This is a genomic window from Paenibacillus sp. NPDC055715 (assembly GCF_053617595.1).
Genome location: NZ_JBSHGA010000003.1, coordinates 188,164 through 207,633, shown reverse-complemented (window position 1 = coordinate 207,633; position 19,470 = coordinate 188,164). Strand labels below are relative to the sequence as shown.

At 46.5% G+C, this 19,470-nt stretch carries 22 protein-coding genes, 5 pseudogenes and 1 riboswitch; of the genes and pseudogenes, 12 read left to right on the top strand and 15 right to left on the bottom strand.

Annotation, left to right across the window (positions count from 1 at the left end; all coding sequences use genetic code 11):
* Nucleotides 1-214: 214 nt before the first annotated feature.
* Complete coding sequence (locus tag ACWGOO_RS08050) at nt 215-886, top strand: exonuclease domain-containing protein (RefSeq protein ID WP_452482299.1); 672 nt, start codon at nt 215-217, stop codon at nt 884-886.
* Between the two features lie 45 nt (nt 887-931).
* Here ACWGOO_RS08050 and ACWGOO_RS08045 read toward each other — a convergent pair whose 3' ends face one another.
* From ACWGOO_RS08045 to ACWGOO_RS08035, 3 genes are all read right to left on the bottom strand, one after another.
* A complete protein-coding gene (locus ACWGOO_RS08045; protein ID WP_452482297.1) occupies nt 932-1,915 on the bottom strand; it encodes a helix-turn-helix transcriptional regulator in 984 nt (327 codons plus the stop codon).
* 71 nt (nt 1,916-1,986) lie between these two features.
* Nucleotides 1,987-2,754, bottom strand: a complete 768-nt coding sequence (locus ACWGOO_RS08040; protein WP_452482295.1) for a hypothetical protein — start codon at nt 2,752-2,754, stop codon at nt 1,987-1,989.
* A gap of 225 nt (nt 2,755-2,979) precedes the next feature.
* Nucleotides 2,980-3,135: a hypothetical protein gene (locus ACWGOO_RS08035; RefSeq protein WP_452482293.1), complete on the bottom strand. Its 156-nt coding sequence runs from the start codon at nt 3,133-3,135 to the stop codon at nt 2,980-2,982.
* Between the two features lie 246 nt (nt 3,136-3,381).
* On the opposite strand from ACWGOO_RS08035, the gene ACWGOO_RS08030 reads away from it, so the two are divergent.
* The 7 genes and pseudogenes from ACWGOO_RS08030 (at nt 3,382) to ACWGOO_RS08000 (ending at nt 7,840) form a co-directional block, all read left to right on the top strand.
* Complete coding sequence (locus ACWGOO_RS08030) at nt 3,382-3,576, top strand: hypothetical protein (RefSeq protein WP_452482511.1); 195 nt, start codon at nt 3,382-3,384, stop codon at nt 3,574-3,576.
* A pseudogene (locus ACWGOO_RS08025) lies at nt 3,515-3,713 on the top strand (hypothetical protein); the annotation flags it as partial. The gene ACWGOO_RS08030 and the pseudogene ACWGOO_RS08025, both read left to right, overlap by 62 nt.
* A 70-nt stretch (nt 3,714-3,783) precedes the next feature.
* A riboswitch (PreQ1 riboswitch) is annotated at nt 3,784-3,827 on the top strand.
* 134 nt (nt 3,828-3,961) lie between these two features.
* Nucleotides 3,962-4,645, top strand: a complete 684-nt coding sequence (queC, locus tag ACWGOO_RS08020) for a 7-cyano-7-deazaguanine synthase QueC (protein ID WP_452482291.1) — start codon at nt 3,962-3,964, stop codon at nt 4,643-4,645.
* Complete coding sequence (gene queD, locus ACWGOO_RS08015; protein WP_452482289.1) at nt 4,638-5,129, top strand: 6-carboxytetrahydropterin synthase QueD; 492 nt, start codon at nt 4,638-4,640, stop codon at nt 5,127-5,129. Before queC ends, queD begins: the two co-directional genes overlap by 8 nt.
* Nucleotides 5,122-5,928, top strand: a complete 807-nt coding sequence (gene queE, locus ACWGOO_RS08010) for a 7-carboxy-7-deazaguanine synthase QueE (RefSeq protein ID WP_452482287.1) — start codon at nt 5,122-5,124, stop codon at nt 5,926-5,928. The genes queD and queE overlap by 8 nt, the downstream gene beginning before the upstream one ends.
* A gap of 356 nt (nt 5,929-6,284) precedes the next feature.
* Complete coding sequence (queF, locus tag ACWGOO_RS08005) at nt 6,285-6,782, top strand: preQ(1) synthase (protein ID WP_452482285.1); 498 nt, start codon at nt 6,285-6,287, stop codon at nt 6,780-6,782.
* A 305-nt stretch (nt 6,783-7,087) separates the two neighbouring features.
* Nucleotides 7,088-7,840 (top strand): tetratricopeptide repeat protein, encoded by a 753-nt coding sequence (locus tag ACWGOO_RS08000; protein WP_452482283.1) that lies wholly within the window; start codon nt 7,088-7,090, stop codon nt 7,838-7,840.
* A 48-nt stretch (nt 7,841-7,888) separates the two neighbouring features.
* On the opposite strand, the pseudogene ACWGOO_RS07995 reads toward ACWGOO_RS08000, so the two are convergent.
* Together ACWGOO_RS07995 and ACWGOO_RS07990 are read right to left on the bottom strand one after the other, a co-directional pair.
* Nucleotides 7,889-8,155: pseudogene (locus ACWGOO_RS07995) on the bottom strand (hypothetical protein); the annotation flags it as partial.
* A complete protein-coding gene (locus tag ACWGOO_RS07990; RefSeq protein ID WP_452482509.1) occupies nt 8,080-8,277 on the bottom strand; it encodes a hypothetical protein in 198 nt (65 codons plus the stop codon). The gene ACWGOO_RS07990 and the pseudogene ACWGOO_RS07995, both read right to left, overlap by 76 nt.
* A 233-nt stretch (nt 8,278-8,510) precedes the next feature.
* Here ACWGOO_RS07990 and ACWGOO_RS07985 point away from each other — a divergent pair, with 233 nt between their 5' ends.
* Entirely contained in the window at nt 8,511-9,779 is a 1,269-nt protein-coding gene (locus ACWGOO_RS07985; RefSeq protein WP_452482281.1) for an MFS transporter, read from the top strand.
* Nucleotides 9,780-9,900: 121 nt separating this feature from the next.
* Here ACWGOO_RS07985 and ACWGOO_RS07980 read toward each other — a convergent pair whose 3' ends face one another.
* The 3 genes from ACWGOO_RS07980 to ACWGOO_RS07970 all read right to left on the bottom strand — a co-directional run bounded on the left by ACWGOO_RS07980 (nt 9,901) and on the right by ACWGOO_RS07970 (nt 10,790).
* Nucleotides 9,901-10,110 (bottom strand): hypothetical protein, encoded by a 210-nt coding sequence (locus ACWGOO_RS07980; RefSeq protein WP_452482279.1) that lies wholly within the window; start codon nt 10,108-10,110, stop codon nt 9,901-9,903.
* Nucleotides 10,110-10,238 (bottom strand): hypothetical protein, encoded by a 129-nt coding sequence (locus tag ACWGOO_RS07975; protein WP_452482277.1) that lies wholly within the window; start codon nt 10,236-10,238, stop codon nt 10,110-10,112. The genes ACWGOO_RS07980 and ACWGOO_RS07975 overlap by 1 nt, the downstream gene beginning before the upstream one ends.
* A gap of 123 nt (nt 10,239-10,361) precedes the next feature.
* On the bottom strand, nt 10,362-10,790 hold the full coding sequence (locus ACWGOO_RS07970; RefSeq protein WP_452482497.1) for an Lrp/AsnC family transcriptional regulator: 429 nt from the start codon (nt 10,788-10,790) through the stop codon (nt 10,362-10,364).
* 161 nt (nt 10,791-10,951) lie between these two features.
* Between ACWGOO_RS07970 and ACWGOO_RS07965 the strand changes: the two genes are divergently transcribed.
* Nucleotides 10,952-11,704, top strand: a complete 753-nt coding sequence (locus tag ACWGOO_RS07965) for an MBL fold metallo-hydrolase (protein ID WP_452482275.1) — start codon at nt 10,952-10,954, stop codon at nt 11,702-11,704.
* A 231-nt stretch (nt 11,705-11,935) separates the two neighbouring features.
* On the opposite strand, the gene mmsB is transcribed toward ACWGOO_RS07965, so the two are convergent.
* Nucleotides 11,936-13,219, bottom strand: a complete 1,284-nt coding sequence (gene mmsB / locus ACWGOO_RS07960) for a multiple monosaccharide ABC transporter permease (RefSeq protein WP_452482273.1) — start codon at nt 13,217-13,219, stop codon at nt 11,936-11,938.
* Nucleotides 13,220-13,378: 159 nt separating this feature from the next.
* On the opposite strand from mmsB, the gene ACWGOO_RS07955 reads away from it, so the two are divergent.
* Nucleotides 13,379-14,053, top strand: a complete 675-nt coding sequence (locus ACWGOO_RS07955) for a CerR family C-terminal domain-containing protein (protein ID WP_452482271.1) — start codon at nt 13,379-13,381, stop codon at nt 14,051-14,053.
* 56 nt (nt 14,054-14,109) lie between these two features.
* Here the strand turns inward: ACWGOO_RS07955 and ACWGOO_RS07950 are convergent, their stop codons facing one another.
* The 3 genes and pseudogenes from ACWGOO_RS07950 to ACWGOO_RS07940 form a co-directional block, all read right to left on the bottom strand.
* On the bottom strand, nt 14,110-15,369 hold the full coding sequence (locus tag ACWGOO_RS07950) for a M24 family metallopeptidase (RefSeq protein ID WP_137063111.1): 1,260 nt from the start codon (nt 15,367-15,369) through the stop codon (nt 14,110-14,112).
* Between the two features lie 265 nt (nt 15,370-15,634).
* Nucleotides 15,635-15,787, bottom strand: a pseudogene (locus ACWGOO_RS07945) (nucleoside triphosphate pyrophosphohydrolase); the annotation flags it as partial.
* Between the two features lie 128 nt (nt 15,788-15,915).
* A complete protein-coding gene (locus ACWGOO_RS07940; protein ID WP_452482269.1) occupies nt 15,916-16,404 on the bottom strand; it encodes a hypothetical protein in 489 nt (162 codons plus the stop codon).
* 208 nt (nt 16,405-16,612) lie between these two features.
* On the opposite strand from ACWGOO_RS07940, the gene ACWGOO_RS07935 reads away from it, so the two are divergent.
* Nucleotides 16,613-16,960 (top strand): helix-turn-helix domain-containing protein, encoded by a 348-nt coding sequence (locus tag ACWGOO_RS07935; protein ID WP_452482267.1) that lies wholly within the window; start codon nt 16,613-16,615, stop codon nt 16,958-16,960.
* A gap of 45 nt (nt 16,961-17,005) precedes the next feature.
* On the opposite strand, the gene hcp is transcribed toward ACWGOO_RS07935, so the two are convergent.
* The 3 genes and pseudogenes from hcp to ACWGOO_RS07920 form a co-directional block, all read right to left on the bottom strand.
* Entirely contained in the window at nt 17,006-18,298 is a 1,293-nt protein-coding gene (gene hcp, locus ACWGOO_RS07930) for a hydroxylamine reductase (RefSeq protein ID WP_452482265.1), read from the bottom strand.
* Nucleotides 18,299-18,443: 145 nt separating this feature from the next.
* Nucleotides 18,444-18,915, bottom strand: a pseudogene (locus ACWGOO_RS07925) (hypothetical protein); the annotation flags it as partial.
* Nucleotides 18,896-19,226: pseudogene (locus ACWGOO_RS07920) on the bottom strand (substrate-binding domain-containing protein); the annotation flags it as partial. The pseudogenes ACWGOO_RS07925 and ACWGOO_RS07920, both read right to left, overlap by 20 nt.
* Nucleotides 19,227-19,470: the final 244 nt, after the last annotated feature.

Genomic DNA, 19,470 nt, shown 5'->3' with positions numbered 1-19,470 from the left:
AATCCCTGTGGTTTCGGACGCTGCTGTGTGTCTAGAGGTGTTTTTATACGATAGTTCAAACTCATTTGGACATCGCATATTTTTTTCAAAAGAAGGCCTTTTAAACGCTGACAAGTTGTGAATCGAGAGGTATGATGGAGAAGAGCCATTCGGGCAGAAAACATCCATCTCGCTCTCTAACGGGATCAGTTATATGTGTGGAAGGAGCATAAAAATGCAATACATTATTTATGATCTTGAGTTTACCGTTAGCCGTAACACCAGATATTCCTCCGAAATTATTGATATCGGTGCCGTCAAAGTCATACAGGGAGACGATGGCTTGTACATTGCGGACACGTTTCACAGCTTTGTCAGACCCTCGAATCGGCCTGTGCTTTCTACGGATACCGTGCAGTTTACCGGTATTACTCAACGGGACATTGATGCGGCCCCGCTCTTCCCTGAAGCTGCGAAGCAATTTATCGCATGGCTCGGAACGGACTCCCCCTATTACTTGTGTGCTTGGGGGCCGGATGACCGTCAGAAGCTGGTATCCCATTGCCGCACCCATCATGTGGACCTCCATTGGATTCATAATACGAATGATATACAAAAGAAAATCTCCCGTCTGTTCAGCTCCAATGGTAAATACCGTCAGATGAGCCTGTCTCAGGCGCTGGAACTGTGCAACATTGACTTTGACGGTCAACAGCACCGTGCGCTGGACGATGCACTGAATACCGCTCAGGTTTTCATGCACCATTTTGATCGTATCACATTAACTCATAACGCTTCTGACGATGAAGAAAGCCGGGGCTCAAAGCTCGTATACTCTACACCGGAAGAAGAGCAGGAGCAGTACAGTCCATTCGGCAATCTCGCCGACCTGTTTAAGGACCGTTAGGCGGATAGCACCCCGGCCCGTTCCGGGGAATCTATCATCCCCTTGTCATTCGTAGTCCCCTGCCTTTTTATCGGAATAAAATGTCCCCCAGGTTCGCAGCATTTCCTGCATTCGCTTGCGGTATCGCAAAGGCTCCAAGATTTCCGCCTCCGCTCCATATTGAGTGAGCCAGTCCATAAATTCACCATCATGATTAACCGTCACCTCAAACAATAGACTTCCATCCGGCAAATCCTTGAGAAGAGGCTTGATGAACAGCTCCTCTTCTTTGACCCGGTATACAGATTCGGCAGAAAACCTCACCACAAACCGAATATTTTGGTTCCCCTTGGTAATCGACCAGGTCCCCTTAAAAAACATTTCCATCTCAGAAGTATTCTTCTGAAATGTATACGGCAAAATCCTCATATTTCGAAAGTGGCTGATCCGAAAGGTTCTCATGGCGGCTTGCTTGTGACAAAAACCAAGCATATAAAAACGCCGATCCTGCGGAACCAGACAATAAGGATCAATCTGAACCAATGATACATCTTCATTTTGAGACGAACTGTATTCCGCTTCAATAGTCTGCTGCATAAGACTTGCCGAAACAATCAGCCTGAGCAGATAAGACTGGTTTTCCCTCTCAAGTGTCGAGCCGAGCCGGACTATATTTTTCATTTCCTGCGCGAAGCTTGTCTGGTCTATCTTTTTTTTCTGACTGGAGGCCATCACTTTCTCATAGGCACTTTCAAAAGCTCGTGGTAAAAGAGGCTTTACGGTTTCCATGACATCCCCCAGTTTGGCAAAAGCCAGTGCCTCTTCTTCCGTCCAATTGAGAGGATACAAGGCGAAGTTACTAATAAATATGTATCCTTTGCCATGCCCCATATTGGCTATTGGAATATGCATAGCGCTTAGAGCCTCCATATCTCGGTAAATGGTGCGTTCTGATGTTTCACAACGTTCGGCAAGCTCTCTTGCCAATATCCCCGGATTTGCCTGAACAATAGTAATAATCCGCATTAACCGTATCAACCGATCAGTCAAGGAAGTCTCTCCTTTACAAAAAGATAGCAACTTAGACTCACTATATTACATAAATAAACTAGCGTAATTTCCTACTTTAAGATATTAATTTTGGTAAAGCGAACATCTTCTACAGATATTCCTTTATTAACAAAGACTTTAGAACTATTCTTTTTAAATGATTCAAAAGTCCCATTCCATTTATTGCGTACGGCAAAGAGTAATTTAGCTTCCTCCAAATATTCCATGTCTTCCGTTCTCGCTGCCCGTATAAGCAGTTCATCCGCTTGTCTGGTAAGGACAAATGCCCCTCGCTCATATCCCCCCTTCTCGTACATACGCAATGCTTTCTTCACAATAGGAGCCGTCTCATTCAGCTTTATGTATTTTTCCACCTTTGAATTGGATGGAATGCTCAGCAGACCAAGATGATGCGTGTAATGGATATAGAGCTGATCCGATCGAATCAGCGTCCGTTTCTCCTGAGTTGGCTTACGCCAGCTCCACTCCATTAATCCAATGGTATGTCTTCCGGAAGAGTGCGCCGGTATAGAAAATGACAAAATAGCCTGCTTATACTTCCCCCTCCGCATATCACCACAGTAAACAAGCATGCACTCTCCGTCTTCCGAGCGATTGAAGCTGAGCCTGGCCCCATCCACTTTGAATAGATTTACCTCACTCTCTGGAATGAACCGGAGTTGCAGGTCACATCCAACTGTTTTCAGCATTAAAGCCTCTTTTCTTTTACGTATAGAACCATGGCCCCATTCTATCAGCAGATTTACTTGCCCGGACCCATTCGCAGATATAGACTCCTTGTCCCATGTGTACGTTACGTTAACCATTGACTTCACCACTGGTAAATCCCCCCTAAAAGAACATGTAACTCTAAATTACCAGTGTTATCTGACACTATATTGTCAGGGAACTTATGTTCGTTGTTCAAAATTATGCATAATAATCTATAGAATAAGGGGACTACATCAATAAATAACATTTTAACCCATTAAAATTGCATGATTAAGCAAAAAATGCAGCCTGGCACAAGCCGGGCTGCATTATAGTCTCGTTCATATATAAATTTATGAAATTGTAGTTTCTGTCAAAGAAACATTCGCTTTTGTGTAAATATCGGAAACAGGCGCAAAAGTAATGCTGTCCACCACTAGTTCCTTCGACAAAGGCTTTCCGTTTACGGTTATTTTTAGCGTTTTATAGGTTTGTTCTTTTTCGTTCATCGTTCATTTCTCCTTCTATATTCTTGCCTCATATATTTATACTCATTTCTGTTCTTCATCCATATAGGGGTGGCTCTTGTATACATGCTCGCTAGAAAATTACCGGAATGTAGCCGCTTCCTTGATAAACTTTGAACCCTAATCATTACACTGTACGTAACCATAAGATATGGGTAATTATGCTCATCATTTAACATCTTGGTGCATCAGAAGGAGGAATATCTCTGGGCACGACAAAATTCTCGCTTGGCTTTTTGCCGCCGTGTCGTCTGCGCTGCTGTAGCGCTTCTGTTTGTCTTTGGTGGAATCGGCGTTCCGGGAGCGCATGCCGCCTACTGGGATGATGTATACCAGGGCTTGGAGCAATTTTCACGGCTGCATCCATATGCGCACCAAGCTGCTGAGCGTGAAAACCATGTTATTCAGCCGCGATGTCATTAAAATGACCGGGCACGGTACTGTACTTTTTCATGCGGGTGAACATCATCGACGGCTCCAAGCAGGATCTGAACGACGATGGCGTGATCAAACGCTTTTTAAGGGAAGTCATTCCATTGGATGGAGTGTTTATCAAATAGCCCTGTCATGCTATAATGAAGGCGTCTGTCCTCTGGCAGACACCAAATGAAGAAAGTCCATGCTCCATGCATGGGAGAGGTTCGTGAACTCCCTCTATAAAAAACTAACGATGCTTTGTCCTCCGCATGAAAAAATAATCGCGGGGCAAGGCCTGTTTTTTGTTGAAGCTGGTTCAAGAACTCTCCTTCTTCCATGTGACAAGACCCTGTGTCTTTCACCATTCCAAGAAGATCGAGAGGTTTTTTTTATGTTTACCAACGAAAAAGCAGTCGTCGTATTCAGCGGCGGTCAAGACAGTACGACCTGTTTATTTTGGGCAAAAAAACATTTTGCCGAAGTAGAAACGGTGACGTTCGATTACGGTCAACGTCACAAGCAGGAAATCGAAGTAGCCGCCGGGATTGCCCACGAACTGGGTGTTCCGCAATCGGTACTGGACATGAGCCTGCTCAATCAATTAGCCCCCAATGCGCTCACACGCACCGACATTGACATTACTCAGCAGGAAGGCGAGCTGCCCAGTACCTTTGTAGACGGCCGAAACCTGCTGTTCCTCAGCTTCGCAGCGGTGCTCGCCAAGCAAAAAGAAGCACGTCACATCATCACAGGCGTTTGTGAGACGGATTTTAGCGGCTATCCCGATTGCCGTGATTCATTTATTAAATCGCTGAACGTTACTTTAAATCTTTCCATGGACTATCCTTTTGTCATTCATACCCCGCTCATGTGGTTAAATAAGGCCGAAACCTGGCAAATGGCCGATGAGCTGGAAGCCTTTGAATTTGTAAGAACCCGTACACTAACATGCTATAACGGTATTATTGGCGATGGGTGTGGCGAATGCCCTGCCTGCAAACTCCGCCGCGCCGGGCTGGAACAGTATCTGGCTGTACGCGAAGCTTCGTCGCAAGGAGTTGAAGGCCATGCGTGAACCGGGCCCCTTTCGTATCGTCGACAAGCTCCAGCAGTTCGGGACGGACATTGAACGCTCCCAGCTCCGTTACCACCGTAAACGTGTACTGGTTAGCAAGCAATTTACGTTCGATGCAGCACACCATTTGCACTGCTACGAAGGCAAATGCAAAAATCTGCACGGACATACTTATATCGTCGTTTTCGGCATTAGCGGCATACCGGATGAAATTGGTCTGACCCTTGATTTTGATGATATCAAAACCATCTGGAAAGAGCGGATTGAGCCTTATCTGGATCATCGCTACCTGAATGAGACACTGCCTCCGATGAATACAACAGCGGAAAATATGGTCGTCTGGATCTTCGAACAAATGGAGTCCGCCCTGACTTCGGAAGCATACCGCAATCGTGTGGAAGACGGACGCACTGAATTTGTGCGGTTATTCGAAACACCTACCAGCTACGCCGAATTCCGACGGGAGTGGATGCTGGATGAGTAATATCACGGCGACTCAACAAACAGCCGTACCTTCCCGGAGCCCAAAAACAGCCCCTATCCCTGTACTGGAGGTGTTTGGTCCCACCGTTCAGGGCGAAGGTATGGTCATTGGGCGCAAAACGATGTTTGTTCGTACCGCAGGCTGCGATTACCACTGCTCATGGTGCGATTCCGCCTTTACTTGGGACGGCAGCGCCAAGGATCAGATCCGTCGTCTCAGTGCCGCAGACATTTGGCAGGAGCTTCAAGCGATCGGTGGCACACGGTTTTCACATGTGACCCTATCCGGGGGCAACCCGGCCCTGCTGCCACAGCTTGGAGAGCTAATCACCCTACTGCGCAGCCAAGGCATTGCCACCGCTGTCGAAACACAAGGCTCCCGCTGGCAGGAATGGCTGTATGATATCGACGAGGTAACCCTGTCGCCCAAGCCGCCCAGCTCTAGTATGTCGACCAACTGGGACGTGCTGGATGACATTGTATCCCGCCTGTCAAATCGAAAGATTACCGGAGCATCTCCAAAGCCCTACGCCGGAGCTTGCAGCTTGAAGGTCGTCATATTCGATGACACTGATCTTGAATATGCCCGCATCGTTCACGAGCGCTACCCACATGTACCGCTGTTCCTCCAGACTGGCAATCCAGATGTGAACACGGAGAACACCGGACAGATCGCGGAATCCCTATTGCATCGTTATGAATGGCTTATCGACCGTGTCATGGACGACTCACGTCTGAACGACGTGCGGGTACTCCCGCAGCTCCACACCCTCGTATGGGGCAATAAACGCGGCGTATAGCACTAATAAGTAATATATTCCGTAGGGACTGGATGTGATCCACAAGCACACCAAATTTATACGAAGTACACTTTCGACATCTAAAGTTATAAATCAAGAGAAACCTCATCCGTGAGGAAGGGGTTTCTCAACAAGAGCTCGCTCCTTTCATCAAGGAGCAAACTTTATTCAATTCTGCCCAACCTACGTGTAAACAAGTAGGGACTTTAGGATGTTGACGGCGGTCGGCAGCGGAGCGGAGGATTTGAAGCTGGAGAAGCGCCAGCGATCAAAAGCTCAAATCCTTCGCGGAGCGACCTCCCACCACCATAACTCCCATCTCGTTTTCCAAACTACACTTAAGGAGCCTCACCACTATGACCGGAAGAACACCCGAAGAAATGACCGACGTTACTCTGCTTGGCAATCAGGGCACACAATACACCTTTGCCTATGATCCCGCCATTCTTGAAAGCTTTGACAATAAGCATCCGTACCGTGACTATTTTGTAAAGTTCAATTGTCCGGAGTTCACCAGCCTGTGTCCCATTACAGGACAGCCGGATTTTGCCACCATCTACATCAGCTACATTCCCAATATCAAAATGGTCGAAAGCAAGTCCCTCAAGCTGTACCTGTTCAGCTTCCGCAACCACGGCGATTTCCATGAGGACTGCGTAAACATCATCATGAACGACCTGATTAAGCTGATGGACCCCCGCTACATTGAAGTATGGGGCAAATTCACACCACGCGGCGGCATCTCTATCGACCCGTACACCAACTACGGCAAACCGGGAACGAAGTATGAGCAGATAGCGGAGCACCGTATGATGAACCACGATATGTACCCAGAGATGGTAGACAACCGTTAATATTTAATGTATTACGGGTATCATTAAATATATAGAATTTTCGCGAAGGAGCGTGTACACGTTGGTGCAATTAGGAAGAAACGATCTCTGCCATTGCGACAGCGGTAAATTGAAGAGAACTTCAATGAAGACAGCAATCCGTCAGCACTCGCTCCATTCAATGTAAATGCCTGGCCACCCGCTTTTTCCAACCTGGAGCATGAAACCATGTTGAGAAATATTCAGAAATTAATGGAGTCACAGGATCATGAAGGCTTTAATGATGTCCAGAAGTTTTTGAATGAACAATTAAAAAATCCTGATTTATGAGAAACAATTCTCCGAAAAGTAATGAAGAAAAAGCCTATGCATTAATGATCAAGGCAGAAGGAGAATCCTCCCCTGCAAAGAAAAAGAAACTGATTAACCAAGCCTGTGAGCTGAACCCTAACAATCCAGATGCCTTACTCATGCTCTCCAGATTATCGACGGATATCTCAGAAGCCACCGAACTAGCCAGGTCTGCTATGAAGTTTGCTCAAGAGGAGCTGGATGATGACTTTTTCACGCAAAACAAGGGCTACTTTTGGGGAATGGTTGAAACTCGCCCCTACATGCGTGCTAAAGATGTGTATGCCAAACTGGTATATACCTCAGGTAGAGCTAGCGCCGCATGTACACAATATGAACAGTTACTTGAATTAAATCCGAATGATAATCAGGGAATCCGTTATAGCCTGTTGCAATGCTACTTGGAATTGGAGCGTTTGGACCAAGCAGAACGACTGCTCCAATCATATGAAGACGACGCGTCGACGGAATTCCAGTACGGTAAGCTCATACTGGAGTATCTTAAAAATGGAGAGAACTCCAATCTGTCTTTTCTGTACAAGCTTGCCCGCAAACAAAACCAACATGTCCCTGCCTATCTCCTTGGGAAAAAATCCTTGCCATCAACACAGCCTGAGTACATGACACCTGGCGACCAGAATGATGCTATACAATATGCGAGTAGCCATGAAGGACTTTGGATCAAGTTATATGGATTGGTCGAATGGATGAGGAAGCAGATTAGCTAACGAGGCAAATCCACGCCATGCGGTGGCATTCCGTCGCCCCGTACACCATAACTTTTGGAATATGGCGTCCAGCACGCTGCTGTTTAGCTTGGTACCTGTATCCCAGGCAGCGCCGGGAGTCCAAAGTTTATGAAATCCGGAAAGCAGCCCGATGGTCGGATTTGAACTTTAAGTCTTATTAGCAGAACTATTATTTTTGTAATGATCTACAAAATATCCCCAAGATGGCTCTGATGGAGCTAACGTTGTTGATACTGTTGCCGCACTCGCATAACTTCCACCCAATGAAAAAAAGGCATCCCAAGAGCCGTATATACGGCTCTTGAGATACCGACCCACGAACCATCCTTTAATTGTGCAAAAAGCTCGTCAGGCGAATCAACCAACCGTGCAACATTAGATAATCCGCTAAGCTGCACGGCCGGATATTTCTTCATCCGGTCATAGCTCCACACGGTGCCATCATGATGCACAGTGATCCAGACGGATGGTAAACGTTTGAAATTTCAAGTGACGTGTAGAAAATCCAGCTAAATCAAGCAATTACAAGTATGCAGCAGGATGGGAAAGAACCACCGAGTAAAGGCGGCCTTTATCCCCCTTTCAGCCATTTGCTGTAAACGGATCGCTTCCTATATCTTAAAATATACATACATAATCGGAGGTTGCCATGACTACTAAAACTGCTGCAAAAAAAGAAACGGGCCAATCGCTCCCACTGCCTGGGCCTCAAGCGAAGGGCACCGTTTTTGCGATTCTCATTGCCATCGGTTTCGTTCATCTGTTCAATGACTCGATTCAATCGGTCATTCCTGCGATCTTTCCGATCTTAAAAGAATCCATGAACCTCAGCTACACGCAGATCGGCTGGATTTCATTCGCCATCAATTTTACAGCTTCGATCATGCAGCCGGTCATTGGCTTGTTTTCGGACAAGAGACCTACGCCCGTGATCCTTCCCATCGGCATGGGCTTTACGCTGACAGGCATGCTGCTGCTTGCTTATGCTGCCGATTATAAAGCGGTGCTAATCGCGGTCATTTTCGTGGGTCTGGGCTCTGCCGCCTTTCACCCGGAAGGCTCGCGAGTGTCCCATATGGCATCCGGACCACGCCGGGGGCTGGCTCAGTCCATTTTCCAGGTCGGCGGCAATGCAGGCCAATCGCTGGCACCCATGCTTACGAGCTGGATTTTTATCCCATTGGGTCAATTTGGAGCCATCTGGTTTACAGGTGTTGCGGCAGCGGGTATCGTCGTCCAATCGTTCATCGCCCGCTGGTATGGTAACGTCCTGCGCACAGAAGGCTATGCACGTAAAAAAGCGGCGGCACGCCGCATGAAGCCCGAAATACGCAAACGTATTATGTTTGCCATGATTGTTCTCATTCTGCTGGTATTCGTTCGTTCGTGGTACTTGACCTCGGTCGGAAGCTACTATTCGTTTTACTTGATGAAAGTGTTCAAAATGTCACTGGCTGATGCGCAGCTGTACATCTTCCTATTTCTCGGAGCTGGAGCGCTTGGCACCTTCTTTGGCGGCCCGCTGGCGGACCGTTTTGGTAAACGCAATATGATTTTCCTGTCCATGGTATTGGCCGCACCTCTTACGCTGTTGCTGCCTTACGCCAACCAATTCTGGACTGCTATCCTGCTGCCGATCATCGGATTTATTATGCTGTCGAGCTTTTCGATTACGGTCGTATATGCGCAAATGCTCGTTCCCGGCAAAATCGGGACCATCTCCGGTCTGATCACGGGCCTCGCTTTTGGCCTTGGCGGTGTAGGTGCGCTCGTGCTCGGCAAGTGGATTGATAAGGTAGGCATCACCAATATCATGTTCTTGTGCGGCTTTTTGCCTCTGCTCGGCATTTTGACATTCCTGCTTCCTACAGATAAAACCTTAAACCGCTGGGCGGAAGAAAACGGAGCCGAAGTGTAACAGGCAAGCGAAAACTGCAACGTATGATCGTCACAATATCCTCATTGAATCCTCATCGTTCGCATGTTATCCTACAGATCGTGTGGCGGCCATCCCGGCCGCTTCACACCTTCGTAGTTGCCTAACCTGATTCCCCAAGCAAGCCAAGAAACATACCCTCTTCTATCCCGAATAATCCAGTCAGCTCTCTTCTTCCGCCAAACGCATCAAAATGCCCGCAATCGGGACCATCTGAAGCAGCTTTTTCTATCCAAACTGACGTGATAAGTGTTAATAACTTCTCTCCACCCTTGCATTTTGGAAAAAACTTGTGCCTGGCGTGAAGAATCATCAAACAAGGCCATTTCCTGAAGGTACTTTGAGCGACAATCCGAGCAAAATAGGAATATCCGCCACAATGGTCTTCAATTCATGACGCAATCGTTCTTGACTTTTCCGATATGCTGTAAACTGCTTCATAGAAGTACACGTCTCCTTTAAACCATGCTGTTTAATGTAATGGGTAATACGTAAGTAAGGTAAGTTCAGGTTTCTTTTATTACCAAATAAAAAAACTCCCGGCGTAAGCGCCAGAAGCCTTTATCATTCAATTTCTCCTATCGAAAAGCTTAATTTGTAATTACCAAACTGCGTCAATTCATCCAGCATAGCAGTCAACTCTGACTGCGAGGACATGCGCGAACGCATCCAGTAACAGCCCTCCCCACTAACCCGATGAATCTCGACGATATAAGGATGCTCTCGTGCAAAAGCCTGAAAAGCACTGTGAGCGGTTCCCGAATTCAAAAACACCGTAATAAAGGCATGGATGGTCTGTCCAATTTTTTCAGGGTTCCAGCGTAGCGTGTAACCCTCGATGATGCCCGCATCCTGCATTTTTCGAACACGCGCTCCTACCGCTTGGCCCGTCAAATGAACAAGCTGACCCATCTCCTTATGAGATAAAGAGCTGTCCTCTATCAGATGATGAAGAATACGCAGATCGGTGTGATCGGGTACGAATAGTTCCATATTTATTTTTCCTTTCATGATGAAACGAGAATTCTTGTTTTCCTTTCAGCAGGCCATATCCTATATCTCCTTGCGTCCGATATGATTGTAACAGAAACAAACAACTGCCGAATATATCCGGCTAAAAAAATCTGTCTACAGTACAAAAGGAGCTTTCAAATATGAAAATCACACTAATACGCAACGCAACCCTATGGCTGGAGTACGCCGGAGTAAAATTCCTGATCGACCCGATGCTGAGCGAGCCTGGCGTAAATCCGCCTATTCCCAATACGGAAAATGACCGCCGTAACCCGCTGGTTCCATTGCCGCCGCAATGGGAAACCCTTGGACAGCCTGACGTAGTTATCGTTACGCATGTGCACCTGGATCACTGGGACCCGGCAGCAGCGCAATGGCTGGATAAACAGCTTCCTGTCCTCTGCCAGCCCGGAAATGAAGATCAGATCGCCGCTGACGGTTTTACGCAGGTAACTCCGGTTTGGGTGGTTGGTTCTGTGGGAGATATTGAAATGATCCGCACAACCGGGCATCATGGTACTGGAGAAATTGGGGAAATGATGGGGCCTGTATCGGGCTTTGTATTTCAGGCTCCGGGCGAGCCTGTTGTCTATTTGGCCGGGGACACAATCTGGTGCAGTGAAGTATCAGAAGCACTCGACAAGTACCATCCGGAGTGGACGATTGTCAATGCCGGAGGAGCGCGGTTCACGGTTGGTGATCCAATTACGATGACTGCACAGGATGTGACGACGGTTGCGCAACACGCCCCCTATACACAAGTAGTGGCTGTCCACATGGAATCAATCAACCATTGTCTGCTAACCCGTTCTGAACTTACAGAATATATTACCCACGAAGGTCTGAATGATCGTGTGCATATTCCGATAGATGGAGCGAGTATTTCGGGATAATGGATTTCAAAACCGCCTAAAGAAGTGATTAATCATGAATTGGCAATTCGGATGACGGCTCCTACATTACAGGCCAAACACTGCATGTGAACGGCGGACAAATGGTGACGACTTAAATACGCAGGATTCGATAGCCGCAAGGCCCAACCAACAAGGAACCTCCAGCATCCACGTTTCAAGTGGGAGTGGAGGTTCCTTGTATACGATTATGGAATATGAAGTTTAAGCCGATTATTTGTTTTTGTTATAAATATCGAAGGCAACCGCCAGCAGCAGCACCAAGCCCTTAATGCCTTGCTGCCAGTCAATGACCAGACCGATCAGGGACATGCCGTTATTCAGTACGCCCATAACCAGACCACCGATAATCGCTCCGAAAACCGTCCCGATCCCGCCGGATGCCGAAGCCCCACCAATAAAGCAAGCTGCGATGGCATCCAGCTCAAAGTTCGTACCTGCTCTTGGTGTAGCCGCGTTCAGACGTGCAGCGAAGATCAGGCCGGAAATGGCGGCCAGCACGCCCATGTTGACGAATACCCAGAACGTTACTTTTTTCGTTTTGACACCGGACAGACCCGCCGCCTTTTCATTTCCACCCAGCTCATACACATGTCGGCCCATAACCGTGCGGTTCATGACGAAGGAGTATACGACGATCAGAATAAACAGCAAGACGAGAATGTTCGGAATTCCCGCGTAGCTCGCGAGCATAAAAGTGAACAGATGGATGACAGCAGCCACCACAACCAACTTGAGGACGAATAAAGTCTGTGACGGAACCTCGAAACCGTATTTAAGCTGGGAACGGCGTTCGCGAAGTTCATTGACGATAAACCATATCGTGAGCGCGATGCCGACAATGACGGATACCAGGTTATAACCCGAAGAAGCGAAATCCGGCAGGAAGCCTGAGCTAATTTTCTGGAAGCCACCCGGAAAAGGAGAGATGGATTGACCTTCCAGCACGATCATCGTCAATCCGCGAAAGAGCAGCATTCCCGCCAAAGTCACGATAAACGCCGGAATCCGCCCATAGGCGACCCAGAACCCTTGCCATGCGCCGATTAGCGCTCCGACTACCAAGGATGCAATGACGGCGATCCACGCCGGAAGCTGCCAATCTACCATCATAATGGCGGCCACTGCTCCGACAAAAGCGGCTATCGAGCCGACAGACAAATCAATATGCCTCGTGATGATGACCAGCACCATCCCGATGGCGAGCACGAGAATGTAGCTGTTTTGCAGAATTAGATTTGTAATATTAATAGGCTTCAGCAGCAGAGCAATTTCACTCTTCATCCCCGAACCATTAGCCTCATTAGTATTCAGTACAGTGGTTTTGATATCACTTTCGCTGAAACTGTGCAGCCATTTTAATTCATCCATATAAACATAGTACAAATCATATAGGGCATTCTTATTTTGTTCAATATTATCCTGTGCATAGATATACGTAGAATCACCATTTAACACATTCTTCCAATCCTTGAGGGTATTGACTGGCCACCACACCAAAAGCAACTTCCATGGAATGGGCGGTTCTGCCTGGCATTTTCACAGCCATGTACACCAGCATGGGCCTTTTTGTTTTACGTGTCGCACTTCATAACGGAAGTTAGTTTGATTAATTCATTTGAATTAATTATACTCAACAGTATGGAGGAATAGACATTGAATACAAACCTAAGCAGCGATATGAATAAAGGAAATGAAGACTCCACCCAAACTCGTTTATTAGAAGCAGGGCTACGGATCTTTGGATTAAATGGCTATGAAGGCGTACGTACGCGGACTCTTGCACATGAAGCTGGTGTGAACCAATCGGCGATTCCGTATTATTTCGGTGGAAAAAAAGGATTGTACTTAGCGGTTGCCCGTCGCTTGACAGAAGCCGTTCAAGATGATTTTTTGAAGCAATCTCTAATTGAGACAGAAGAGATTGAGAAACGGTCAAAAGAAGAAGCCGCAGAAGCTCTTAAAAAAGTCATGACGCAATTTTCCAAGACGATGATTGGCAATCATGAAGCCAATGCAAGAAGTGTATTTATCGCAAGAGAGCAGTTGCAGCCTACAGAGGCTTATGACATTTTGTATGAACAATTCTTCCAGCCACTACATCAGATGATTGCCGTCTTGGTGAGTAAATTAATGGATCTAGACGCAAAAGATCCAAAAACGATATTAATCGCACATGCAATTATTGGACAATCGGTTGCGTTCTCTGTGGCGAAGGAAACCTATTTCAGGCGCCAAGGGATTCAAGACTTGGATGAAGCACACGTTGCTTTGATCGCCAAGGAGCTTGGCGAAATGTCGATTCGTACATGCAGTGGCTATTCTCATTAAAAAGAGGGTACGTAACAAAGACATAAACACTCTTCTATACGTACCCTTTTGCTATTTTACCAAGTTGCCCTCATCAGATGAGTAGAATTTTTATTTAGTTCAATCCCCCCAGCTTCACCCACGATCACCGTTCCGCCAAGATTAATGACCTTCTTACCAATCGCACAATTCGGCTCAAATGCAAACACCATTCCTGTCTTGAGTTCGGTCTCTAACCCTATGGATGGGATCGGCAGCACTTTCCCGTACTCTCTCGCCTCAGGCAACCGTGCAATCTCATCGCCAACCCCAATAAGACCAAATGGACTAATGGAATGAATAAGCGGATGAACGTGCCAGCCTCCTGCTTCACGCATTGGCTCATTCATCGCTTTGACCACGTCTCCGAAAGTAGCCCCATGCCGCAGTTCTTTTACTCCGTTCTCATACGATTGTCTCGCTGCCGCTGCCGCCCGCTCAAAATCCGGATGCACAGCTCCTACAGCGATTGAAGGCTGGTGCTGCGTCTCCAGCATTCCGAATGATGAAAATACCTCGGCCAAAATAATATCTCCTTCTTGGATCACCCGCGGCCCCTCTGGTCGATATGTCCATGCGGGCAATCCCCATCCTACGAACTCTGGTCCTGATCCCATTAATATCGTTGTCGTGAACCCGACATGGGTCGCACAAGCATTCATCGCTGCCGCATAGATCTCATTTTCTCTCACGCCTGGCTTCGTTGCCTCAAGCATCGCCTGACACATTTTTTCCCCAACGTTCGCTGACCATTTTAATACCTCGATCTCCTCCTGACTTTTCACAGAAGACAGTGCGAAAAATTTGTGTCCTACAGACTTAAAGGTCCCATTCGGTAATCCCTTTAGGATCGTTTGCCAAGTATTATAGGGCATGGCTCCATCAAAGTAATAGGGAGGATAAGGCTCTAAGCCAATCACACCAAATGCTTTATTTGTAAGCCCTCTCTCTTCCATAATCTTGACAATGTGCGCACCCATTTTTCCGACATACATATTTTCCGGGCGTATCCAGCCTTGCGTATTCGTATATCCAGCTTGAATATGATCTTCCACAGCAGTGGCTAAAAAGACAACTGAGATCGGCTCTTCATTCTTAGGGAAAATGACAATAGAACCTGGACGCTCATTCGTAAAGTAGGTGTCCGGGTTAAATACAGCAGGGAACGCACCTTCTCGATCTCCATACACAATCAATACATCCACATGCTCTTCTTCCATTAGCTGATTTGCAATATTCCATCTACGATCTCTTTCCTCAAGTGAGTAGGTAGGGATTCTAGTATCTTGATTGTTCATACCTCTTTCTCCTCCTAACATTTATTTCTTTCCAGAGTTCATTGCTGATCGTTGCCTTTTGTCATCATCCAACCGTATACATGCGAATGGCTCCCTTCCAATAGATGTCATGAATGAACCTGTTACATTGCAAGTATAATTCATTCATTTGATTAATTCAATTGAATTAAATTGACGGAAGCTTCTTAACAATGGTTTCATACGAACATCTCATCAATGGCATGTACATAAAAATCATCAAACGTTAACTATACATAATATATAAGGCTTCAAAATATTCCGCAGCTTCTTCACGAAGCTTGGTTCTCAGTTCCTGCTTATATTCCTCCGGGTCCAAAATACGCGTTCGGCATTCCTTACCCTGAGACGTAATGATATGCGGAATCCGATCCCGCACCAGCTTGTTGTATGTAGGCATCTGAAATAACACCCTTTCTGTTTTGGAGCCTTTAGGCCGCAGCCAACATCTCCCTTTTTGCCATTAAATCATCGTGAGAAAAGGTTGAGTGTCATTAATATATGATTTAACTACTTAATGGACTGCTTCTATATAAAAATAGATGGATACCGCTCAGCCGGATCAGCTATAATTCGCCGAGATAGACGTATCAAAATATGATCTGTTCTAAAAAGCAGCCTATCGACCTCCTCCAGCTTCATCGGTTTGTTATATGCATTATCCTCTGCGGAAATAAGGTAATGCACTGTACCGATAAACAGTACCATATCCAAATTCGGCTCAGTATCCGTGTGGATTAAAGTTAGCAAATCGGTTATAGATAGGTTAATGGATGATAGAATGATTTGATATCGATGAATATAAACAGCCTTAGCCATGGAAAACATCGCCCGGTCACAGAGAACGAGACAGTTGTGAAATTGATGATGGTTGCGCATGATCTGTGCAAGCTTAATCTGATATTGCGCTAGCTTGTGGAAATCCATCATGCAATTCAATATGTTGGAGTCACTAGGATTAGGCTGTATGGAATCCGGATCACTATGTAGGTGGTTACTTAAGGAGTCATTTTTCACGGGAGTCAACTCCTGAATTTGGATTTAAAGAGCAGTAAAGGCATCGTAGAACCCATAAGGAACCAACAAAAAGTTTAAAATTCTAGCTATCGGACAAGCTTTATAATGAATATTACTATATAGTAGTTTTTAATTCAATTTACTTATTAACAGTTATTAATTAGAAGTAACTCTTTCTCTACACTTCTAACTATAGAGAGGTGTAATCATGTCTGAAATTTTAGAATTAGTCGGTACACGCATTCGGGATATTCGGAAGTCTAAAGGGCTTTCCCAAGAAGCTTTAGCCGAAAAAGCAGGATTCAATTCGAGTTATATCGGTTTTATTGAGCGCGCAGAGAGAAATATATCTTTGAAAAATTTGGAGAAAATAGCGAAGTCATTGAACGTGAGCGTTTATCAGTTGCTTACATATGTGAAGGAAGATGATGAGCTTACCGAAGAAGATTCGAGTGTAAAAAGTATTTTGGCTCTGCTAAGAACGCGTGAATCCAAAGATACTGAGCTGGCATTGAAAATTCTTACGGACATATTTATAAGAATTGATGAACGCTGAAACAAAAAGGAACTGCACTTTGCAGTTCCTCCCCATTCCAATCTCCTACGACAACGCCAGCATTGCTTTCATATCTTCCTCCGCTGTAGTAATCAGCTTCAAGCCAAACAGCTCCACGAGCACATCCAGCACGCCAGAAGATATAAACTCGGGCGGTTTCGGTCCGATGCGAATATCCTGAATGCCAAGGCTGAACAAGCCTAGCAGGATAGCAACAGCTTTTTGCTCAAACCAGGACAACACGATGCTGACTGGCAGCTCATTCACCGTACAACCGAAAGCATCCGCTAACGCCAGAGCAATTTTCACCGTAGAACCGGAATTGTTGCATTGCCCCAGATCAATATAACGGGGAATCCCCGTGTCTCCCACGGTACCGTAATCCACGTCATTAAAGCGGAATTTGCCACAGGACGTGGTTAAAATAACCGTATCGTTCGGCAAGGAAGTTGCCAGCTCGCGGTAATAGTTACCGCCTTTACCTGGCGCGTCACAGCCTGCAATGACGAAGAAACGGCGGATATGCCCGTCTTTAACTGCCTGAATAATCTCAGGAGCCAGCCCGATAACCGTCTCGTGGTGATATCCCGTCGTAAGCACCTGTTCCGAATCTACATCTGCGGCTGGTAGGGCTAACGCACGCTCGATCAATGGTGAAAAGTCGTCGTCCATGATCTTGGCTACTCCCTCCAGCCCGGCTACTTCATAAGAGAAGAAGCGGTCTGCATACGTGCCTTTAATCGGCATAACACAATTCGTCGTGGCGAGAATCGCACCCGGGAACTCCTCGAACAGTCTGCGTTGATCGTACCAGGCTTTACCGATATTCCCTTTGAGATGTGCATATTTCTTCAATGCCGGATAACCGTGGGCAGGCAGCATTTCTGAGTGGGTATAGATGTTGATGCCTTTACCCTCCGTCTGCCGCAGCAATTCCTCCAGCGCATATAAATTATGTCCGGTCACGACGATGCATTGACCTTCGATTTTATTTTGGCTCACGGTAATCGGCTGCGGAATGCCAAAACGATCCGTATGCGCACGATCCAGTACATCCATGATCCGTACAGCCGCATTTCCGACTTTCATCGCCATTTCCAAATGCTCTTGAACATTAAAGTTAGAATTGGTTAAGGTCATATATAACGCTTCATGCGTGATACGATCCACCTCAGGATCGCTATAGCCCAACTGACGAGCGTGTGTCGCGTAGGCCGCTATGCCTTTTAATGCAAAAATCATCGTATCCTGCAAGCTCGCTATCGTTTCATTCTTGCCGCACACCCCAACTACGGTACACCCGCCACTCGGCGTCTGTTCACACTGATAACAAAACATATCGTTTTTCCTCCAAATATTGATAGACATTTATTCGTTATCCACAGCGTAACAGACCCCCAAACTGCGGAGGTGTGATTATACACACATTTTTTATCACATTTCATCATGAGAGCGTCATCAAACGGCGAATATGCTCCAGCATCCAGCCTGTAAACTCGGAAGCCCGGAACATGAACAGTAATTCCCTTCCTCTGGCCTCACGGGTAAACATTCCGCTGTCACCTGTCCCGAACCATTACCTGCATGCTGCGCCGTCTGTTTATACCAGTCTTCTTCGGTCGGGCTGTGCGTGCTTCGAGCATACATTTCGTTGCTGGTGTAGTCGCCTTTTCCGTTCACAATCAGTATCCCTGCGATTTCAGGATAAACGTGGTAAAGCCCTGCAAAAACTGCTTCGTCCCAGACAGCATATCCTGCTCCTGCTCCCGTGTGACCGTCAGCCAGCGTCCAGTTGACCAGCAGACCTAATCCCAGTGATGGTACGATGCCAAAAACAGAAATAACAACAAGAGCCGATAAAGCAAAGGCATATTGCGTAAGCGCAAAAGCTGCGTCCTTTTGTCCGACCATGCGCGTATACGCTTCCATGGATCATCATTTCGCATAATAATCATCTACATTCACCCGTGTCCGTGTAACAACGGATATTCCTGTGTCCACCCGACCGGGCAGCGAAACGTTGTCACCGGAAGAGAAGGAGCGGGAATCGTCAAATGATGGTGCAGATGGAACTGGTATTGAAGCGACCAATAGCCCATATTCCACGTTTCCTGAGCAATGGTTGCCGAAATCGTGCCGCCCCGGATCATGTCCAAGGTCGCTTTATTCGTATCAAAAGAAATGATTTTCAGCGGATGACGACTCTTTAGGCTCAGCACCGCTTCACTACACCTGTTCCTCCCGTTACATCGGTCACAAACATCCCCGGCGCAGTGAGTAAATATGTATTTTTACAAGGGCATGTTCGAGGAAATGATTATACCTGTCAGCGGATATCATCTATGGCTTGTAGTGATGATTTTTCAGTTTTATATTTTATTTCTCTTATTTGCAAAAGCAGCCGGACATGTGCAAACGTTTCTCCGTCGACGCTGATTACGTTTGTCGTCGCGGCAAGTGTTTCTCTCGGCCTCAGTTGGCTGTTCGCTCATCTGCCGGGAGCAACTGGA